Raw genomic sequence first — 18,177 nt, 5'->3', positions numbered from 1 at the left:
AATAAACAGTGGATGCTAATATAACTGATTAGGCTTTTTCCAGTAGTTTGTTATTTTCTCCATAACCGTAATAGTTGTAATCATAATGGTAGCCATATCCAGTTCCTTGTTTGGCCTTACCGGCTACTGTACCAATTATATTAACCCTAGCTTGGCGTAAGCGCTTGAAGGCTCCAGTTAAGGCTTGTTTCTTAGTCTCACCCATCGCGACAGATAAAATCGTGGCGGAGGCTTGATTCGAAATAATCAATGCATCAGCTAAGCCTAACACTGGAGGCATATCCACTATGATCATGTCATAAGCCTGTTGATCAACTAGGGTGAATAACTCAGCCAAGCGTCCGCTAGAGAGCAACTCTACTGGATTAGGGGACATAGGTCCTGCGGTAATAACATATACATCAGGAATAGGTGTGTTTTGTACCACTGATTCGTAAGGGTCTTGGCCTGTTAAATAGTTGGTTAAGCCTTTTGAATTATCTAATTCAAGCCGTTTGTGAATAGATGGATTACGAAGATCTGTATCCACTAATAGGATGGTTTTACCTGTTTGCGCCATGACTGTCGCTAGATTAATAGCAGTTGTCGATTTACCTTCAGAAGCAGCTGCACTCGTAATCGCTAACACTTTAGGAGTGCCATCTTTGGTGGAGAATAAAAGGTTAGTTCTTAACGAGCGGAATGCTTCAGCAAATGCAGAACGTGGATCAGTCTGTGTCAATAAAGCTAACTTTTTAGCTTCTTTTATTTTAGAGCGCGGAACAATACCCAAAACGGGTAGGCCTAATAGTTTCTCGGTATCTTCAGCATGACGTATGCGGTCATCCATGAACTCTAATAGGAAGGCGGTTACTAAGCCTAAGAATAGACCTAGTACTGCTCCTAGCATTGTATTTAATTTTTTATTAGGTTTAAATACTGCAAAAGGAACTACAGCTGGGTCAACCACTGCAATATTATTAGTACCAATACCACCTGCAACCCCAATTTCTTTTTGGCGTGCTAACAAGCCTTCATAAATATTACGATTACTTTCAACTTCACGCTTAATTTCATTGTAGCCGACATTTTTGTCGCGCAAATTTACATATTCGTCTTTCTGCAAGGCTAGTTGCTCACGTAATGCATCTTCGCGCTGTTTAGCAGCTAAATATTTGGCTTTCAAATCTTCAACGATAGTTGAATTAATAGTTCCAGTTTCCTTAGTTATTTGAGCTTGAAGTTCACCAATTTGTTGTTTTAAATTAGTCTGTGTATTGCTATTCAAAGCTTGGGTTTCGCGTTGAATCTGTCCTTGTAGTTCTGCAATTTGCTGCTTTAAATTAGATTGTGTATTCACATTTAAAGCTCTGGTTTCGCGGCTAATTTGGGATTGTAATTCGTCAATTCGCTGTTTAAGGTTGGTTTTATTAGTACTTGTCAGAGATTTAGTTTCAGCTGAAATATCTGATTTTAAACTATTAATTTTCTGTTGTAATTGCACCATTAAAGGGTAGGCAGGTTTATAAATTTGTGACTTTTCACGGTACTCACTTTCTAAGCTAGCTAAATCACGCTTCATTCCTTGAATAGTTGGATTATCAAAGGCATTTGTGGCTGAGTTAGAACCCTGATATTGACTTTGTAATTGAGCTAATTCTTGAGTCAAACGCTGAATAGTTGGGTTATCAAAAGCACGTGAAGATGATGTTTCAGCCTGTAATTGACTTTGAAGCTCAGCTAACTGACGTTTTAACCCTTGAATAGTCGGGTTATCAAAGGCATATGAAGAACTTAAGCCAGCCTGATACTCACTTTGAAGTTTAGCTAAATTCTTCTTCATTTCTTGAATAGTACTATTTTGCAAAGTTGTAGTTGCACCTTGGGCTTTAGATGCTTGCTCATAGTCACTCTGAATTTTAACTCGATCATTTTCAGCTTGTGTTAAAGCCTGATTAAGCTCACGCATTCGTTGCGAGGTAAGGGATTCTTTATCATCAGTAACAATAATGCCTTTGTCTTTAGCATAATTATTTAATTTTGCTTCAGATTCCAACATACGACCTTGAGCTAACGTTACTTCTTCTTTAAGTTTCTGCTCTGCATATTGAGCAGCATTGCGGCGACGTTCTAAATTTAGCTCAATAAAATTATCAGCTATAGCATTAGCCACATCAGAAGCCCGTTTAGGATTAGTATCATCATAATGTACAGTTACTATTTGTGAGTTTTTTACTGGGGCAACTGATACATTGTTTAAGAAATATTCAGATAAAGGCTTTTCTCCTAATGATACTTCTTGTGGTTCAGGTGTACTAGTCTCTTCAGAAGACTTTTTATCATTAGCAAACGATTGCTTAAAGTTATCCCATTGCTCAGCAAAGAAAGGCTTGGCTAATTGATCTCCTTTTAATACAGATTCTAAACCTAATTGCTCAATGACTCGATTAGCTAAAGTGCCACTTTGTAATAACTCATACTGAGTTTGATAAAAGTCTTTTGAATTAACGTTATTATTCTGAGCTTGTGCTTGAATATCGTATTTCAAAATATTTTGATTTTCAGGATCAATTTGTAGAGTTGTACTTGCTCTATAAATGGGTGTCATCATAAAAGTGATAATGACAGTCAAAGCCAACACTAAGAGGGCAATACTTAAAATTAGCCACTTACGCCTTACAATAACTTGCCAAAGTTCGCGCAAATCAATTTCATCATCTTCATCAGCAAGTTCTTCACGATAATCAGAAGGTTTGAAAATTTGATTGTTAGCATGTAAGACTAGAGCAGATTTATCTTGCTCAGGTAAATTACTAAGATAGTTCTGGGAATACATTGACAACTCTATATTTACTGTAGTTGTTAGGGTTTGAGAATGCTAAATGGGTTTAGTAAGGAACCTACCTCACGTAGCCAGAAACGGGTATCAGAGCGATGAACAATAATTCGATCATCATTTCTTAGATAAGGATCACGCATCTTGCCATCACGTATAGCGTTCAAATCAAGGTTATAGGCCTTTAAGCTATTTCCTTGCTTTCGGAATAGGACAGTTTTGCTAGGATCGGCAAGGCTATCCAAACCACCTGAAAGTGCGATGGCTTGGACTAAAGTCATATCACCTTTAATAGGGAAGACCCCAGCTGTCTTGACTGCTCCTTCGACAGTAACACGTTGGGAGGTGAACTCTTGAATAAAAACTGTAACTTGCGGGTCTTTTAAGTAAGTTGCCCCTAGTTTTTGTGCTAACTGTTTTTCAAGTTGTCCCTGACTTAAACCTTCAACTCGTAGGGTGCCAATTAGTGGGAGTGAAATATTACCACGTGGATCAACGCGTACAGGTTGAGAAAGTTCAGGAGCTTGGAAGACTTTAATATCTAGTAAATCATTACTACCAATTTTGTAGTCTTGTTGAGTTGGAGTGTAGTCAAGCTCACTAATGCTAGAAAAAATGCTAGCAATTTCTACAGATGAAGAACTACCTGCAGTAGTATCTAGACTAGGGCTTGTGCTACAAGCAGACACGAATAAACTAACTGCTGCGAGTTGATAAATGTGAGGTAATTTATGCATACGTTTTAGATGCTCTTAAAAATTAGAAGGATTATAGTCTAAAAAGCCTTCTGTGTTAGCTCATTTAAAAAACCCGATCCGTCCAAGAGAAATCCTATACCCCTAGAAGTAAACCCTATACCCAAAGCATAGGGAGCTAAAACCTGACCTTGCGTATACATATCAAGCGACTCATGCAACGAGCGATTTGTTTTTCTAAATCGAGTGCCTTTCACCATAAAGTCATTGAAGATTTTATAAATCGTTAGCACTTTCAAATCTAATCAGGCATTACCACCTAATTTAAATACTATATAATTCAACGATAGCTATGAATAGAGTGCACAGTTATCACAGAAATAGCCGAGCATAGTAGCAATCATTTAGTGGATTATTTCGATGAATTTGGATTCAAAAGAACACATACTTTACTATTAAGTTTGTTACTTAAGTTGTGGTTCTTTGATATTATATAACTATTATGCGGCCTGGGAAGTAATAACAGGTTTATGTATGAATTTTTGATAGCCAGACACATATTTTTCTAATAAATCGTAAGCATATATTAGATTTGTTTGTTGCGTAGCTTGAATCATCCGTTTGATTAAGTTTTCAGTTTCATTCCAAGGTAGACAGCTTTCATTAGCCTTAAATATCCTTGGGTGCGAAGTCGCTTCTGCATTACTTTCAATGAGTAATTCCTCATAGAGTTTTTCACCAGGGCGTAAGCCAGTGAATTGAATTGTTATATCTCCATCTGGATTCTGTTCATCTTTTATTTCTAAACCACTTAAGCGAATCATGCGCTTTGCTAAGTCGACAATTTTCACTGGCGTACCCATATCCAAAAGAAATACTTCTCCACCTGTTGCCATTGCACCTGCCTGAATAACCAATTGAGCAGCTTCGGGAATAGTCATGAAGTAACGAATGATATCAGGATGTGTAACGGTGATGGGACCCCCTGTTTTTATTTGCCGTCTGAATAAAGGAACTACTGAGCCAGAAGAACCTAGCACATTACCAAATCGCACCATCGCAAAGCGTGTTTTACTCTCTCTTTGGGCAAAGCCTTGTAAAACTAATTCAGCAATACGTTTGGTAGCCCCCATGACATTAGTAGGACGGACTGCTTTATCTGTAGAAATTAAGACAAAGTGATCTATTTTTGCATTAAAAGCAGCAGAGGCAGCACACCATGTACCAAGTGCATTGTTTTTTATACCTTCAATAGGATTATGTTCTACCAAGGGTACATGCTTATAAGCAGCTGCATGGTAGAGAGTATGAACATGGTAGTCAGTCAAAGCAGATTCTAAGCGCGCTTGGTCTTGAACAGAGCCTAATAATGCAACAAGCTTGATGGTAGATTTATCTCTTTCAATCAGCTCACTTAGTTCTTTTTCAATTTGGTAAAGACTAAACTCTGAAAGTTCAAATAAAATTAAGGATTCGGGTTGAAGTTGTAAAATTTGTCGACAAAGTTCCGAACCGATTGATCCACCAGCACCAGTCACTAAAATATTTTTATTTTTGATACAATGCTCTAGCAATTCTTGTTGAGGATTAACTGTTTGTCTCCCAAGTAATTCATCAATTTCGATTTCTCTAATTTCTTCAATGCTACTTTTACCAGACACTAAATCGGCCATACCTGGTATAGAGCGCACATAGACAGGGTATTGCTCTAGACTTTGTAATATTTCTTGGCGGCGACTAGCTGAGGCTGAGGGAACAGCCAGCAATACTTGCTTAATATCATGTAGTTCAATTAACTCTTGAAACTTATTCAGAGGGTAAACTTTAAGGCTATGTATATACGCCCCCTGTAATGTTTTATCATCATCAATAAAGAATAAAGGTGCATACTCAGGGCTGCTAAATAGCGCTTGAGCTAATTGAGCACCTGAAGAGCCAGCACCATAAATGGCCACTGGAATACGGTTATCTTTGTGGTACAAGAAATTATAGTAGCGTCGTATCATATAACGACTCGCACCTACTAATAGAAAGGCAGTTCCTAAGTAAATAGGATAAATCGAACTGGGTATTCCTTTAAGATTAAATAAATAGGTTATAACTACTAGTCCGAAAGTTGAGAAAATGACGCCCTGTAAAGCTGTTATAATAGCTTTATGACCTAAAAAACGAATAATTGCCCTATATAGACCAAGTCGAATGAAAATAGGGATGGTAATAACTGGTACAATAATTATTAACCAGATGCCATCATTTAGTTTGGGAGTCCAAGTGCCTAACCGTAAAGCATAGCTTAGCCAGAGTGCAAATGGCAAAAGGACAATATCTAAGCCAATAATGACGAGACGTTTTTGCCAGCGGGGCAGAAAAAATATATTTTTTATTTTAGACATGATTACTTTATCTCAGTAGTAAGACTATCTAGAAATCACTTTAAGAGTTTTTAATATAATAAGAACATCATGCCATAAATTTTTTTTATTAACATAATCAACACAATACTGTAGTTTTATAGGTAGAATTTTCTCTTTATAGGTTTTTTCTGGATCCGAAGACTGCCCTAACAACTTGTTTTCATCATAAAATTCAATCGAAGCTAAATCAGTAATACCTGGTTTAACAGATAAAACTATTTCTTTTAGTGAGCTAGGGTAGTAGTTGACATATTTAGGTACTTCTGGACGAGGACCCACAAAACTCATTCTTCCTAAAAAGACATCGATTAATTGGGGTAGTTCATCAAGTTTATAACGTCTTAAAATAAATCCAGAGCGTGTGATTCTTGAGTCGTTACTGACAGTAATCTGCATTCCATATTTTTCTGCATTTACTATCATAGTTCGGAACTTATGAATGTAAAAGGTCTTACCAAATTGGCCTACACGCTCTTGGCGAAAGAAAACTGGACCCTCTGAATCCCATTTAACCCATATAGCAATCATTAATAAGATAGGGCTTAAAACTATCAAACCTAAAATAGAGAAAAAAAGATCAAATAACCGTTTAATCATTATTCGAGAATTTCCCTGATTGTACTAATTACTCTAGTTTGGTCTGCATCAGTCATTTTCGTATAAAGTGGAAGGCTTATCGCTTGCTTATAAGTTGATAATGCATAAGGAAAGTCTTCTGATTTTAAATCATACGTATCACGCCAATAGGGGTGTAAGTGTAATGGAATAAAATGGACGCTACAGCCAATACCTCGCTTTAGCATTTCCTCCATAAAATGATCACGTGCGATAGTAACATCAGGTTTAAGGCGTAACACATAGAGATGCCAAGCATGCGTATCTCCCAATGGCGCATTAGGTGGAGTTAAAATTGGTAGATCTGCTAATGCTTTTGTATAGGTCTCTGCCATTTCCTGACGGCGCTTTTGAAATCTAATTGCTTTTTTTAACTGGTGGATACCTAGAGAAGAGGCCAAATCAGTAAGGTTGTATTTAAAACCAGGTGCTACAACTTCATAATGCCAAGAGGATTTGTTGGATGTATAGCGGTCAAAAGCATCACGACTGATGCCATGCAATCGCATGACTTTGCAGCGAGCAGCTATTATTGGGTCGCGCGTTACAATCATACCACCTTCGCCAGTAGTGATGGTTTTTGTGGCGTAGAAGCTGAAAACGGTGACATCGCTATCTAGTGCACCAATTAACTTTCCTTGGTAACGCGTGGGCAGGGCATGGGCGGCATCTTCGACTACTTTAAGCTTGTGTTTACGGGCAATAGCTAAGATGTTCGTCATATCACAAGCTAAACCAGCGAAGTGGACAGGAATAATCGCTTTGGTTTTGGGAGTGATGGCGTCTTCAATTTTGCTGGGATCAATATTGAAGGTATTGGGATCAAGATCAACAAAAACAGGGTGTGCGCCTAAATAACGGATGACTTCGGCAGTGGCGGTGAAGGTATAGGGTGTGGTTATGACTTCATCGCCTGCGCTGATACCGATAGCTTCGAGTGCTAAATGTAAGCCTGCGGTAGCAGAGTTGACGGAAATGGCTTCACAATTTCCACCCATGAATTCTGCGAAGTCGGCTTCAAAGCGTTTGGTTTTAGGGCCGGTTGTGACCCAGCCGGAACGGAGTGAGTCAACGACTTCGGTGATTTCAGCTTCGTCGATGTCGGGGAGGGCGAAAGGAAGAAAAGGTTGTGCTGTCATGGTACACTTACTTTTGGTTTTTCTATCCAAATGAGTACGTGAGTACGTAACCAAGGGATCATGTTAAACAGATGGTAAAGATTTGGGTGAATTTTGCATACACGACGACTAATTGGTGGTGCTAATGTGACTCGTTTTACGATCAGCTTTCCATCAGGAAAAAGTTCACGTACTCGTTTCAATGGAACGCCACGAACATCGGGGTTGGATGGGTTGTTGAATATAAAGTCATACCAGAGTATTCCACCTCCGGGTTTTAGCCATTGCCACATCTTAATTGCTAACGCAGATTGAAAATTATTATCTAATAAAGATGAAAAAACAACGGATTGAAAAACTATATCTTGACTGTTTATTGGAATCTGTATGGATAAAGCATCACCTTTATATATATTTACAGAAGAGGGTAATATATTTTTTGCAATGTTCACTTGCTCAGGAAGAAGCTCTATACCTGTTAGCAGTGACGGTGTGAAACCAAAGCGCAAACAATCTAGCAAATTTCTCCCATTCCCACAACCTACCTCTAATAATGTTTTTTGTGCTAGATTTGTATCGCAATATCGCGCTAATATTTTTAGAATACTTTGATTGCGTTCATAAGTACTTTTCCATACATCAGCATTTAATATGTTGTAACGATTCCCTACATTTCGTTTGGAATAGCGTTCAAACACTAAATCGACTTCAGTTTTTTGATTTTTCATTATGTTTTATTGATAGGATTATATAGAGAAGGAATTTTTCCAGTTAAGGCATTAACTACTCCAATGGCAAATGCTGCATTAGCTAATAGAAAAGCGTATACCTTACCGATCACTGGAAGAGAGGGATAGAAAAAGCCTGCTATGGCAGAAAAATATAAAGTAAGTTGAATGATCAACAATGTTAAAAATAGCTCACCGTTTGATATTAATGCAAGATTACTTATTAATAGTGATACTAAAAAAAATGGGGTTAACCATCTGAGAATTTTATGAAAAAATAAACTCAGAGCATATATTGGATGCTTAAAAACGCCCTCTAGCCCAATTCGAGATAAGATGCCATGAAAGTTTTTTGAAGTCATTCTTACTCTTGATTTAAATTCCCGCTTAGGAGTATCTGGTAGTAAATCAAAAGCAATGGCGTCAGAAACATAAACGCATTTATATCCTTGCATAACTACATCTATAGGTGTAGTAAAATCTACATCGCCGGTAGATGGTATATCTTTATAAAGATGTTTTCTCACAGCACAAAATGGTCCAGAGCCTGATGCAAGGATTCCAAGCGAAGACTCCATTCCTCTCAAAAAAAGTTCGAATTCCCAGTACAAACCAGAGGAGTTGGTAATACCATCTAATTGGTTAGTATAAAATATCTTTCCTGATGCAAAACCAATATTTTCATCAAGAAAAGCAGCTGTGATATTCTTGATTGAATGTTCATCAAATGTTGTATCTGCATCTGTAAAAATCAATATGTCATACTTAGCAATATTTTTTGCCTTATTATGAATTCTCGCCCTTCCTATTTGTTTTTTCGATTCAACTAATAGTAATGAGGTAAACTCCTTTGATAATGCTTTTACGATATCAACAGTGTTATCTGATGATCCATCAGATGCGACTATTACTTCAATCTTGTTTTCCAAGCTTGAAGCATATATATTCCTTATTCGATTTTCTATTCTGTTTGATTCGTTGTGGGAGGCTATTATTATGGTTGCGCACTTATTTATTTTATTACTTATTTCTTTTTTAGTCTGCCGTTTAGTACGTGTTAATAAGTACAAAATACTAAGAGAAATTGGATAAAATAACCAAGTTGATAATATTAATATGATACTTGTTGTTAATAAATAAAACATATAATTCCCATTAATAATTAATTAATTTTTTTTCAAATATACGAAATTGTTAATTAATGATCTGTTTCTAGATAAACCCACTAAGATAGCCATGAATATCCAAAATATTGGACTGGTTTCTAAATCATATCCAGACGATAGCACAAGTATGGAAATGCCAAAGGTTACTAGTGATTTATCGATTAAAGAATTTTTATTAAAGCTGCCTTTTATTAAAACAAGTATCCATCCGAATAAGAAAAATACTCCAAAAACACCTGATGTTGCTGCTATGCTGACATACATATTATGTGGCCTCGCCACTTCTTCAACTCCTACTTGTGCCATTAAGTATGTAGGAAATGCTTCTTGAAAAGAACCTAATCCAGTGCCAAACCAAAAATCATTCAAAAACATTTCGATTCCACCCTTAATGTAAAGTATTCTTCTAACATCTCTATCTTCTTCGATGGCTAGATCAAGATTTAATTGAGTAAATAAGGATATTTCGCTTAGCCTTTCTAATCTATTGACTATTACTTGTGATGTAATGCTATCTATTAATAAGATAGACGCAAAAAAAACTGTTATAAATAGAGTTAAATTCATTTGTTTTTCTTTAAAAATATTGAAAGATAGAGCTACTACTATGGCGAGTAAACCTGTTCTGCTACCACAGTAAAGCATCAAAATTAAAAAGAACATCGCTTGAGCTAAACTTTTTCTATCTTTTTTTGAGAAGTATGAATTAATTGAAAAGGAAAATCCGAATAAAAAAATTAACACCTCAATAAAACGATATTCCATTACAGGTATAATATTAAAAAAGTAAGATGGTGGAGACTCTAGGAGGTAATTATCAATTATGAAAAATCGGAGAGTTCCAATAATACATATTAACATTGTGAAATAGATGATTTTTTCGATAATTTCTTTTTTTTGATGTATTGATGATAATATATGCACTATACAAAAGTACCCCATAATATAGTATGTTATCAATATATAATCTTTAAAAAATTCATTTAAGTAGAAGAAATTACCACTTGCTAAAATTAATAAAGGTTGAAACGTTAGATATAAAAAAAGAAAGATAATCATTAAATCAGACTTTTTAATATATGTGATTCTTTTTTTTTTAAAAGTAATAGAAAAAAAAATAGATACTAATAGTAATAATATATATGGAATATAAGTTATTGGCAAGCCTGCGATTCGGTCAAGTGTGAACCATAAAAAGCTATATATTATGTTTATATAGAAAAATAAATGAATAAAAAAATTATTATGGATAGATTTAAGCATTCTTTCGCAAAAATAGTATGGAAAAAGTTAATGAGGAAAATGCACTAACTGCTAATGCAGAGGCTGCGATTTCTATTGAGGATGTGAGTTTACTTAAAGATATTGAAACAATAGTCACAAAAAAACCCAATCCAAAGATTAACATATATTCAAAAGAGCATTTCTTGCCAAGGAGGGAGTTTGCTATGACTAAGGTTGGAGATAGTAGTATACTGGATAATAAAAAGTAAGAAATATACTTTGTTGAATGTGCGTATTGATTGCCATAAAATAACAACGTTATTTTATCTATAAAAACATACAGTATGGCAGATAATATAAGTGCAATCAAAAATGAATAGCTGGCAATTTTTATTGTTCGTGATGAGTTAAAATCTTGAGCTGAATCTCTGAATAGCAAGGTACTTAAAAAAAGAGGAATTTGTTGAGGTAGTTGAGAAATCAAGAAAACTGCCATGTATAGCGATATTGATTCATTTCCTTCTGAATAAGCTATAAAGTAAACTCCAACTCTATAGTTTAGCTGAAAAAAAAGATCGCCAAAGAAGTTTTTTGCAGAGAAGCTTGTTATCTCAGTAAAATTTATCTTTTCTTTCCTTATAATTATTAAATTGTTTATTTTTAACTTGATTATTAATAGGAACCCCATAGTTAAGCTGATTATTAGAGAGTATAAGTAAAGTTTATCAATAAATATTTCTTCTTGATAAATTTCACTCGAGTAAAAGGCCAAAAAAAATAATAATAATATTTTATCGGAAAGCATCAGGAAAATATAATAAATATCATTACTAATTCCTAGAAAAAAAGATCTAAATAGAATTATCATTGTTAATAAAAAACATATTATTGAAATAATGTCGTATCTGGCACCCAGAAATTTTTGTGGAATAAGATAAATAAAAAATGGCATTGCAATAATAAGTGGTGTAATAATAATAATATGCGCAAATAAATAATAAAGGTTTTTAGTATTTGCAACTTTTACAACTATTGAGTTATGTAGTCCAAATAAAAATATACTGCTTAAAAGTGTTGTGCTGGTTAGAATTAGATGAAACTCACCTCTGGCTTCAATGCTAGTTATGTGCGCAATATAAATATCGATTATTAATCCAATAAATAATAAAATCGAACGCCCCAATATTAGTGGAAAGTATTTCATGGTATTGGCGTGGTTTGTGTTTTAAATTGTAGAAACAGTTTTTTCAACTGTATGATATCTGATATAAAATATTGGCATACATATAATAAAGAGTCATGCCTCATTAGATTTGAAAGTGGGCTTGATTAATAAACTTGCCAATGACTTTATCGTGTAGCACAATAATTTTAGAAAAGTAGGGGGTTCGGCGCATAAGGCGTTTAATACGTATGCGTAAAGTCAAATTTCTTCGCCCAATGCTTTGAGCATAGCACTTGGCACTTGGTAATAAAATTGGTCATGTATTTAATCAGTTGAAGAAGTGTCTGGAAATAGACTCACCGATGACTTTATCATGCACCTCGACGGACTTAGAAAAGCAAATCGTGCGTCGCGCTAGGCGCTTGAGATGAGTTCTGCAGTTTAAGTTCTGGCGATCAATGCGTTGGGTGATCAGGTGCTTATCCTGAGGCAATAGGCGCTCATATAGTTCAATATTCCATAAGTATATACGGTAGAAGGCAGACAATGGTTGTCACAGTAAACTGCTAGCTTTTCCATGCTGAGTTAGTGGCTAGTTTAGTTGTGTTATTTGCTATATTGGTAGCTTTCAGTGAAATCGTTCAACGCGAATGGTGTAAAATTAATAAGTTTTAATCCATCCATTATTAATTTAAAAAAAGCACTTCTATGAAGTGCCTTTTTTATTTATAGAAAGCTTCGTAACTCCGGTATACAAGACCCACAATTCGTTCCTGCTTGCAAACATTGCCCAATTTCTTCCACCGTTTTCAACCCCTGCTCACTAATGGCCTTACGAATGGTTTTCTCTCCCACATTAAAACAAGCACAAACGGTTCGGCCTTTATCTTCATCTGCATTCAAAGATTTACCCGCCAATACACCAGCACGCTCTAAAGCGGTCAAACTAGATTTGGCAAATAAACTCATGAGCCAATCGCGCGCGGGTAATTGACGGCTATTCGCGCTAATAAATAAACAGCTTTGCAATTGACCTCGCTCAAAACTGGCAGCGCGGTAAGTGTGCCGATTGACATCTGCATAATCGGCAAATTCGCCTGTGCTAGTTAATAGGTTTTGGGCAAAAGCGCTCCAAGCTTCTAGTGGTTGTATAGACGCTAATTCATAGCACCAAGCTTGATCGATTTTGCTGCAAGTCCAGAACCCCACCCTAACCCTCCCCTTATCAAGGGAGGGAATAGGAAAGCCTCCCCTGATAAGGGGAGGTTGGGTGGGGTTCCTCGTCAACAAAAATCCTTGCCATTTCGCGGCGTAAGGTCGAATCGCCACACAGGCATGTTTGCTTTCAGGCTGGCCCGAAATCGGATCAGTCGCAGCAGGAATCAATTGGCCTACATTCGCCTTATTAGCAAATCGCTCATTCCAATGCATCGGCACAAATAGGCTACCACGTTGCTGACCCTTACTGGTTTTAACACGTAAAATCAGTTCGCCGAATTGATTAGTAACACACGCTAAGCCTCCCTCAGTCAAACCCTGATCACGTGCATCGCAAGGGTGAATTTCTACATAAGGCTCGCTCATATGGGCGGATAAACGCGCGCTCATTCCGGTGCGTGTCAAAGTGTGCCAATGATCGCGCACCCGTCCGGTATTGAAGACAAAGGGATAGTCTTTAATGCGTTCACTTTGTGGTGGGCGTGGGGTAATTGCTAAAAATTGGGCTTTACCGGATTTCGTGAAAAATTGCTGATCGGCAAACAAACACGGCGTGCCCTGTGGCTGATCGTTGGTAACAGGCCATTGGGTAGGTTGCAACTGATCGTAGTCTTGCAAACTCAGATTTTCCCACGCACTTAAATCAAAGCAACGCTCGCCGTCATTTTCAAACGCTGATAACGCAGCGTGCTCACGGAAAATCTCGTGGGGGTGTTGGTGGTTAAAGCTATTTGCAAAACCCATCTTTTGCGCCACGCCACAGAGTATTTGCCAATCTTGTTTAGCTTCAGCGGGCGCAGGTAAAAACGGATGTTGGCGTGAAATGCGGCGCTCGCTATTCGTGACTGTACCATTACGTTCGCCCCAAGTGAGAGCTGGCAAAAGCACATGCGCAAACGCTGTTGTATCGGTGTGACGTACACAATCGGATACTACCACCAACTCACATTGAGCCAGAGCACGCTTAACTTGCTCGGTGTCGGGCAAACTCACTACCGGATTAGTCGCCATAATCCATACGGCTTTAACTTTGCCCGCTTCAATTGCTTGAAATAAATCTACCGCTTTTAAGCCTGCCTTTGAGGGGATTTTGGGCGATTGCCAGAAGCGTTGTACCCGTTCGCGATGCAATGGCTTTTCAATCTCCATATGTGCAGCCAGTTGATTAGCTAGCCCGCCGACTTCGCGCCCACCCATTGCATTCGGTTGTCCAGTAAAGGAAAACGGCCCCATACCTGCGCGCCCCATCCGCCCCGTAATCAAGTGGCAATTAATAATGGCATTGCCTTTATCCACCCCGCTCGAGGATTGATTAATGCCTTGGGAAAATACCGTAACGACTTTTTCAGTTTGCGCGTACCACTCAAAAAACTGCTCGACCTCCAGCTCACTTAAACGACATTGTTCGGCAATCGCATGGGGATTGGGTGAGCTGGTAATCGCAGCGGCTAGTGCAGACTCTAAACCTTCAGTCGCTTGAGCAACGAAACTTTCATCGACACAGCCCTGCTGCACCAAATGCACGAATAAGCCATTAAATAATACCGCGTCGCTCCCTGGTGCTAAGCCTAAATGCAGATCGGCAATATCAGCGGTTTGGGTGCGCCGCGGATCGATGGTGACGACTTTGAGTTTAAGATTAGTTTGCTTGGCTTTGACGATGCGCTGATATAACACCGGATGACACCATGCGGTATTGCTACCCACTAGCACAATTAACTCCGCCGCATCCAAATCTTCATAATTGCACGGCACTAAATCTTCACCAAAAGCGCGTTTGTGTGCCGCCACCGCTGAAGACATACACAGGCGCGAATTGGTGTCGATATTTGCCGAGCCGATAAAGCCTTTCATGAGTTTATTGGCGACGTAATAATCTTCCGTGAGCAATTGCCCCGACACATAAAATGCCACCGCATCCGCACCATGTTCGCGAATAATCGCTTGGAATTGGTCTGCAACGGTTTGGGTAGCCATGTCCCAACTCACGCGCTGCCCGTTGATTTCGGGGTAGAGCAAGCGATCAGGATGCACCAAGGTATCGGCAAGTGCAGTGCCTTTGGAGCAGAGTTTACCGAAATTAGCGGGATGCTCGGGGTCGCCTTTGACGCTAATCACGCCCGCGTGTTGCTCAATTATCACCCCGCAGCCAACGCCGCAATAAGGGCAGGTAGTACGGGTGCTTCTCATTAGGCGCTGACCTCGGCAAGTTCGGGTTGTAATTGCAGATAGACTTTGCTGCCTTCGACTTTGACTGGAAACACATTGCTGCAACCCACATCGGGAGCTAAAGCGCTACCCGTTTTGAGGTCAATTTTCCAATTATGCAAGGGGCAAGTAATGGTCGAGCCGTGCATAATGCCTTGCGAGAGTGGGCCCTTTTTATGCGGGCAAGCGTCATTAATCGCATACACCTGATCGTCACTGCCGCGAAATACCGCAATAATTTGGGTGCGAGTTTTGATTAAGCGCGAACCCAATACCGGAATTTTTTCCAGCTCTACTACTTCTGTCCATTTAGTCATGGTTATTTTCCTCATTAAGCTTCAATGGCAATCGGGGCAAATTCGTCAGCGTGTGCACCATCGGCAATCTGTTTCCACGGATCGACTTGAGCAGGCACTTGCGAGACTAAAAAGCGATCGTATAGGGCTTGACGATTGGGCGCATTTTCCACAATCGCTTGTTTGATTTTTTCTAAACCGACGCGCTCAATCCAAGGGGCAGTACGCTCCAAATAATGCGCATCCTCACGATAAAACTGGGTAAACGCGCCGCAGTATTCTTTGACTTGCTCCTCGGTTTCGACTTTGCACAAAAGGTCAGTAACACGCACTTTAATCCCGCCATTGCCGCCCACATGCAGCTCATAACCGGAATCGACACACACCACGCCAAAATCTTTAATCGTGGCTTCGGCACAATTGCGCGGGCAACCGGACACGGCGATTTTGAATTTATGCGGCATCCACGAACCCCATGTTAGTTCCTCGAGTTGCACGCCTAATCCGGTGGAATCTTGCGTGCCAAACCGACACCATTTGCTGCCGACACAGGTTTTGACGGTACGTAAGGCTTTGCCATAAGCATGCCCTGATACAAACCCTGCCTCGGATAAATCCTTCCACATCGAGGGGAGTCTTTCCTTGGGAATACCAAACATGTCAATGCGCTGCCCGCCTGTGACTTTTATTTCGGGCACATGGTATTTGTCAGCAATGTCGGCAATATCGCGCAATTGTTGCGAGGTACATAAGCCCCCGAACATACGCGGCACGACTGAGTAAGTACCATCTTTTTGAATATTGCCGTGGGCGCGTTCATTAATGAAGCGTGATTGCGGGTCGTCCTCGTATTCGTTGGGGAAGGCGCAAAGCAGGTAGTAATTCAAGGCATTGCGGCAGGGTGCACAGCCATCCGGCGTTTTCCACTCGAAGTGATTACGCACGGCGGGCATGGTTTTTAGTTCATATTTAACAATGCCTTGGCGGATTTCGTCGTGGGTGAAATCGGTGCATTTGCATAAGGGTTTGGTTTTCGGCGTGGCAGAATATTCGCCGCCCACGGTATGCGCGAGTAAGGATTCGACTAAGCCCGTGCACGAACCACAGGAGGCGGACGCTTTGGTATGAGCGCGCACTTCATCTAGCGTAAACAGTTTTTTTTCGGTGATGGCCTTGGCGATATCGCCTTTGCACACCCCATTGCAGCCGCAGATTTCGGCGCTATCCGCTAGAGTTGCAACGCGTGTTTCAGGATTGTGGCCTGAGTCGCCTAAATGCGCTTGCCCGAATAAAAGTGTGTCGCGAAAGGCGGAAATATCCGTGCCGTCTTTCATCAATTGGAAATACCACGAACCATCCACCGTGTCGCCGTATAACACCGCACCTTTGATTTGATTGTCTTGCAAGACGATTTTTTTATAAGTGCCCACGCCCGCATCCTTGAATACGATTTCTTCGGTTTTGTCATTGCCAATGAAATCGCCCGCCGAGAATAGTTCAATCCCCGTGACTTTGAGTTTGGTGGAGGTGACGGTTCCTTGATAACGTGCAATGCCAAACTGGGCTAAATGATTGGCAGCCACTTTGGCCTGCTCAAATAAGGGTGCAACTAAACCATAAGCAATGCCGCGATGCTGCACGCACTCGCCAATCGCATAAATTTTCGGGTCGGTAATGGTCTGCATGGTGTCGTTGACCACAATGCCGCGCTCGCAATGTAAACCCGTCGATTGTGCCAAAGCAATATTCGGTTTAATCCCCACCGCCATTACTACTAAATCCGCTTCGACTTCTAAACCATCTTTAAAACGCACACCTGTGACCCGTTCATCACCTAGAATTTCAGCGGTATTGGCTTGCAGGAGGAATTTCATGCCGCGGGCTTCGAGGGATTGTTGCAACAACTTGGCAGCGGGTTTGTCGAGTTGGCGCTCCATCAAGGTGTCATTGATATGCACCACGCTCACGTCCATGCCTTGTTTTAATAAACCATTCGCGGCTTCTAAACCCAATAAACCGCCGCCAATCACAATCGCTTTTTTATACTGACTGGAGGCTTGCAGCATTTGGTGCACATGGTGAATATCCCTAAAACCGAGCACGCCGCGCTTATTTGCACCAGGAACGGGCAGCATGAAGGGGTTAGAACCCGTGGCAATAATCAGGCGGTCGTAGTGGGCAATCGTGCCGTCGGTGGCAATCACTTGGCGGCGTGCCCGATTGATTTGCTCGACACGTTTGCCTTTGTGCAGGGTGATGTGATTCGCAGCGTACCAGTCATCATCATTCAGCATAATCTGCTCAATGGTCTTTTCGCTGGCGAGTACGGGCGAGAGCATAATGCGATTGTAATTGCCGTAGGGTTCCTCGCCGAAAACCGTGATCTGGTAATGCTCGGGCGCGAGTTTGAGTAACTCCTCAAGGGTACGCACGCCTGCCATCCCATTGCCGATTAACACCAATTGTTGTTTGAGCATGTCGCTTCTCCTGAAAACAAAAAAGCCCTGAACCGCTG

13 protein-coding genes and 2 pseudogenes are annotated in these 18,177 nt (G+C 39.8%); 1 reads left to right on the top strand and 14 read right to left on the bottom strand.

Translation table 11 applies throughout. The annotated features are described in order from the left end of the window. Positions 1 to 28 precede the first annotated feature (28 nt). Together Q0230_RS08120 and Q0230_RS08115 are read right to left on the bottom strand one after the other, a co-directional pair. Positions 29 to 2,815, bottom strand: a complete 2,787-nt coding sequence (locus Q0230_RS08120) for a polysaccharide biosynthesis tyrosine autokinase (protein ID WP_298609405.1) — start codon at positions 2,813 to 2,815, stop codon at positions 29 to 31. Positions 2,816 to 2,841: 26 nt separating this feature from the next. Continuing rightward, on the bottom strand, positions 2,842 to 3,552 hold the full coding sequence (locus Q0230_RS08115) for a polysaccharide biosynthesis/export family protein (protein WP_298609404.1): 711 nt from the start codon (positions 3,550 to 3,552) through the stop codon (positions 2,842 to 2,844). Positions 3,553 to 3,701: 149 nt separating this feature from the next. Between Q0230_RS08115 and Q0230_RS19680 the strand changes: the two genes are divergently transcribed. After that, positions 3,702 to 3,800, top strand: coding sequence for an IS1 family transposase (locus Q0230_RS19680; protein ID WP_367274127.1), 99 nt, complete (start codon positions 3,702 to 3,704; stop codon positions 3,798 to 3,800). A gap of 210 nt (positions 3,801 to 4,010) precedes the next feature. Here the strand turns inward: Q0230_RS19680 and Q0230_RS08110 are convergent, their stop codons facing one another. The 12 genes and pseudogenes from Q0230_RS08110 to nirB form a co-directional block, all read right to left on the bottom strand. Continuing rightward, positions 4,011 to 5,903 carry a nucleoside-diphosphate sugar epimerase/dehydratase gene (locus tag Q0230_RS08110; protein WP_298609403.1) on the bottom strand — a complete coding sequence of 631 codons (1,893 nt, stop codon included), beginning with the start codon at positions 5,901 to 5,903 and terminating at the stop codon, positions 4,011 to 4,013. Positions 5,904 to 5,927: 24 nt separating this feature from the next. Continuing rightward, positions 5,928 to 6,521, bottom strand: coding sequence for a sugar transferase (locus tag Q0230_RS08105; RefSeq protein WP_298609402.1), 594 nt, complete (start codon positions 6,519 to 6,521; stop codon positions 5,928 to 5,930). Continuing rightward, positions 6,521 to 7,678, bottom strand: a complete 1,158-nt coding sequence (locus Q0230_RS08100) for a DegT/DnrJ/EryC1/StrS aminotransferase family protein (protein WP_298609401.1) — start codon at positions 7,676 to 7,678, stop codon at positions 6,521 to 6,523. Before Q0230_RS08100 ends, Q0230_RS08105 begins: the two co-directional genes overlap by 1 nt. Further along, on the bottom strand, positions 7,675 to 8,385 hold the full coding sequence (locus Q0230_RS08095; RefSeq protein WP_298609400.1) for a class I SAM-dependent methyltransferase: 711 nt from the start codon (positions 8,383 to 8,385) through the stop codon (positions 7,675 to 7,677). The genes Q0230_RS08100 and Q0230_RS08095 overlap by 4 nt, the downstream gene beginning before the upstream one ends. Next, positions 8,385 to 9,530, bottom strand: a complete 1,146-nt coding sequence (locus Q0230_RS08090) for a glycosyltransferase (protein ID WP_298609399.1) — start codon at positions 9,528 to 9,530, stop codon at positions 8,385 to 8,387. Before Q0230_RS08090 ends, Q0230_RS08095 begins: the two co-directional genes overlap by 1 nt. Before the next feature lie 21 nt (positions 9,531 to 9,551). Further along, a complete protein-coding gene (locus Q0230_RS08085; RefSeq protein WP_298609398.1) occupies positions 9,552 to 10,316 on the bottom strand; it encodes an O-antigen ligase in 765 nt (254 codons plus the stop codon). Positions 10,317 to 10,806: 490 nt separating this feature from the next. Next, positions 10,807 to 11,979 (bottom strand): hypothetical protein, encoded by a 1,173-nt coding sequence (locus Q0230_RS08080; protein ID WP_298609397.1) that lies wholly within the window; start codon positions 11,977 to 11,979, stop codon positions 10,807 to 10,809. A 103-nt stretch (positions 11,980 to 12,082) separates the two neighbouring features. Next, positions 12,083 to 12,235 (bottom strand): annotated as a pseudogene (locus Q0230_RS08075) (IS1 family transposase); the annotation flags it as partial. Positions 12,236 to 12,268: 33 nt separating this feature from the next. Next, positions 12,269 to 12,445: pseudogene (locus Q0230_RS08070) on the bottom strand (IS1 family transposase); the annotation flags it as partial. 221 nt (positions 12,446 to 12,666) lie between these two features. Continuing rightward, on the bottom strand, positions 12,667 to 15,348 hold the full coding sequence (locus Q0230_RS08065; protein ID WP_298609396.1) for a nitrate reductase: 2,682 nt from the start codon (positions 15,346 to 15,348) through the stop codon (positions 12,667 to 12,669). Then, the gene (gene nirD / locus Q0230_RS08060) at positions 15,348 to 15,683 is read right to left on the bottom strand and encodes a nitrite reductase small subunit NirD (protein WP_298609395.1); all 336 of its coding nucleotides are present in this window, start codon (positions 15,681 to 15,683) and stop codon (positions 15,348 to 15,350) included. The genes Q0230_RS08065 and nirD overlap by 1 nt, the downstream gene beginning before the upstream one ends. 14 nt (positions 15,684 to 15,697) lie before the next feature. Next, entirely contained in the window at positions 15,698 to 18,139 is a 2,442-nt protein-coding gene (gene nirB, locus Q0230_RS08055) for a nitrite reductase large subunit NirB (RefSeq protein WP_298609394.1), read from the bottom strand. Positions 18,140 to 18,177: the final 38 nt, after the last annotated feature.

The organism is uncultured Thiothrix sp. (genome assembly GCF_937876535.1).
Classification (GTDB): Bacteria; Pseudomonadota; Gammaproteobacteria; order Thiotrichales; family Thiotrichaceae; genus Thiolinea.
This window is presented reverse-complemented; position numbering and strand designations above follow the sequence as displayed.

What these genes read in the sequence shown, in the direction of transcription:
- Q0230_RS08085 (WP_298609398.1), bottom strand. Translation starts at nt 10,316, where the DNA reads ATGGAATATCGTTTTATTGAGGTGTTAATTTTTTTATTCGGATTTTCC.
- Q0230_RS08095 (WP_298609400.1), bottom strand. Translation starts at nt 8,385, where the DNA reads ATGAAAAATCAAAAAACTGAAGTCGATTTAGTGTTTGAACGCTATTCC.
- nirD (WP_298609395.1), bottom strand. Translation starts at nt 15,683, where the DNA reads ATGACTAAATGGACAGAAGTAGTAGAGCTGGAAAAAATTCCGGTATTG.
- Q0230_RS08065 (WP_298609396.1), bottom strand. Translation starts at nt 15,348, where the DNA reads ATGAGAAGCACCCGTACTACCTGCCCTTATTGCGGCGTTGGCTGCGGG.
- Q0230_RS08080 (WP_298609397.1), bottom strand. Translation starts at nt 11,979, where the DNA reads ATGAAATACTTTCCACTAATATTGGGGCGTTCGATTTTATTATTTATT.
- Q0230_RS08105 (WP_298609402.1), bottom strand. Translation starts at nt 6,521, where the DNA reads ATGATTAAACGGTTATTTGATCTTTTTTTCTCTATTTTAGGTTTGATA.
- Q0230_RS08090 (WP_298609399.1), bottom strand. Translation starts at nt 9,530, where the DNA reads ATGTTTTATTTATTAACAACAAGTATCATATTAATATTATCAACTTGG.
- Q0230_RS08110 (WP_298609403.1), bottom strand. Translation starts at nt 5,903, where the DNA reads ATGTCTAAAATAAAAAATATATTTTTTCTGCCCCGCTGGCAAAAACGT.
- Q0230_RS08120 (WP_298609405.1), bottom strand. Translation starts at nt 2,815, where the DNA reads ATGTATTCCCAGAACTATCTTAGTAATTTACCTGAGCAAGATAAATCT.
- Q0230_RS08115 (WP_298609404.1), bottom strand. Translation starts at nt 3,552, where the DNA reads ATGCATAAATTACCTCACATTTATCAACTCGCAGCAGTTAGTTTATTC.
- nirB (WP_298609394.1), bottom strand. Translation starts at nt 18,139, where the DNA reads ATGCTCAAACAACAATTGGTGTTAATCGGCAATGGGATGGCAGGCGTG.
- Q0230_RS08100 (WP_298609401.1), bottom strand. Translation starts at nt 7,678, where the DNA reads ATGACAGCACAACCTTTTCTTCCTTTCGCCCTCCCCGACATCGACGAA.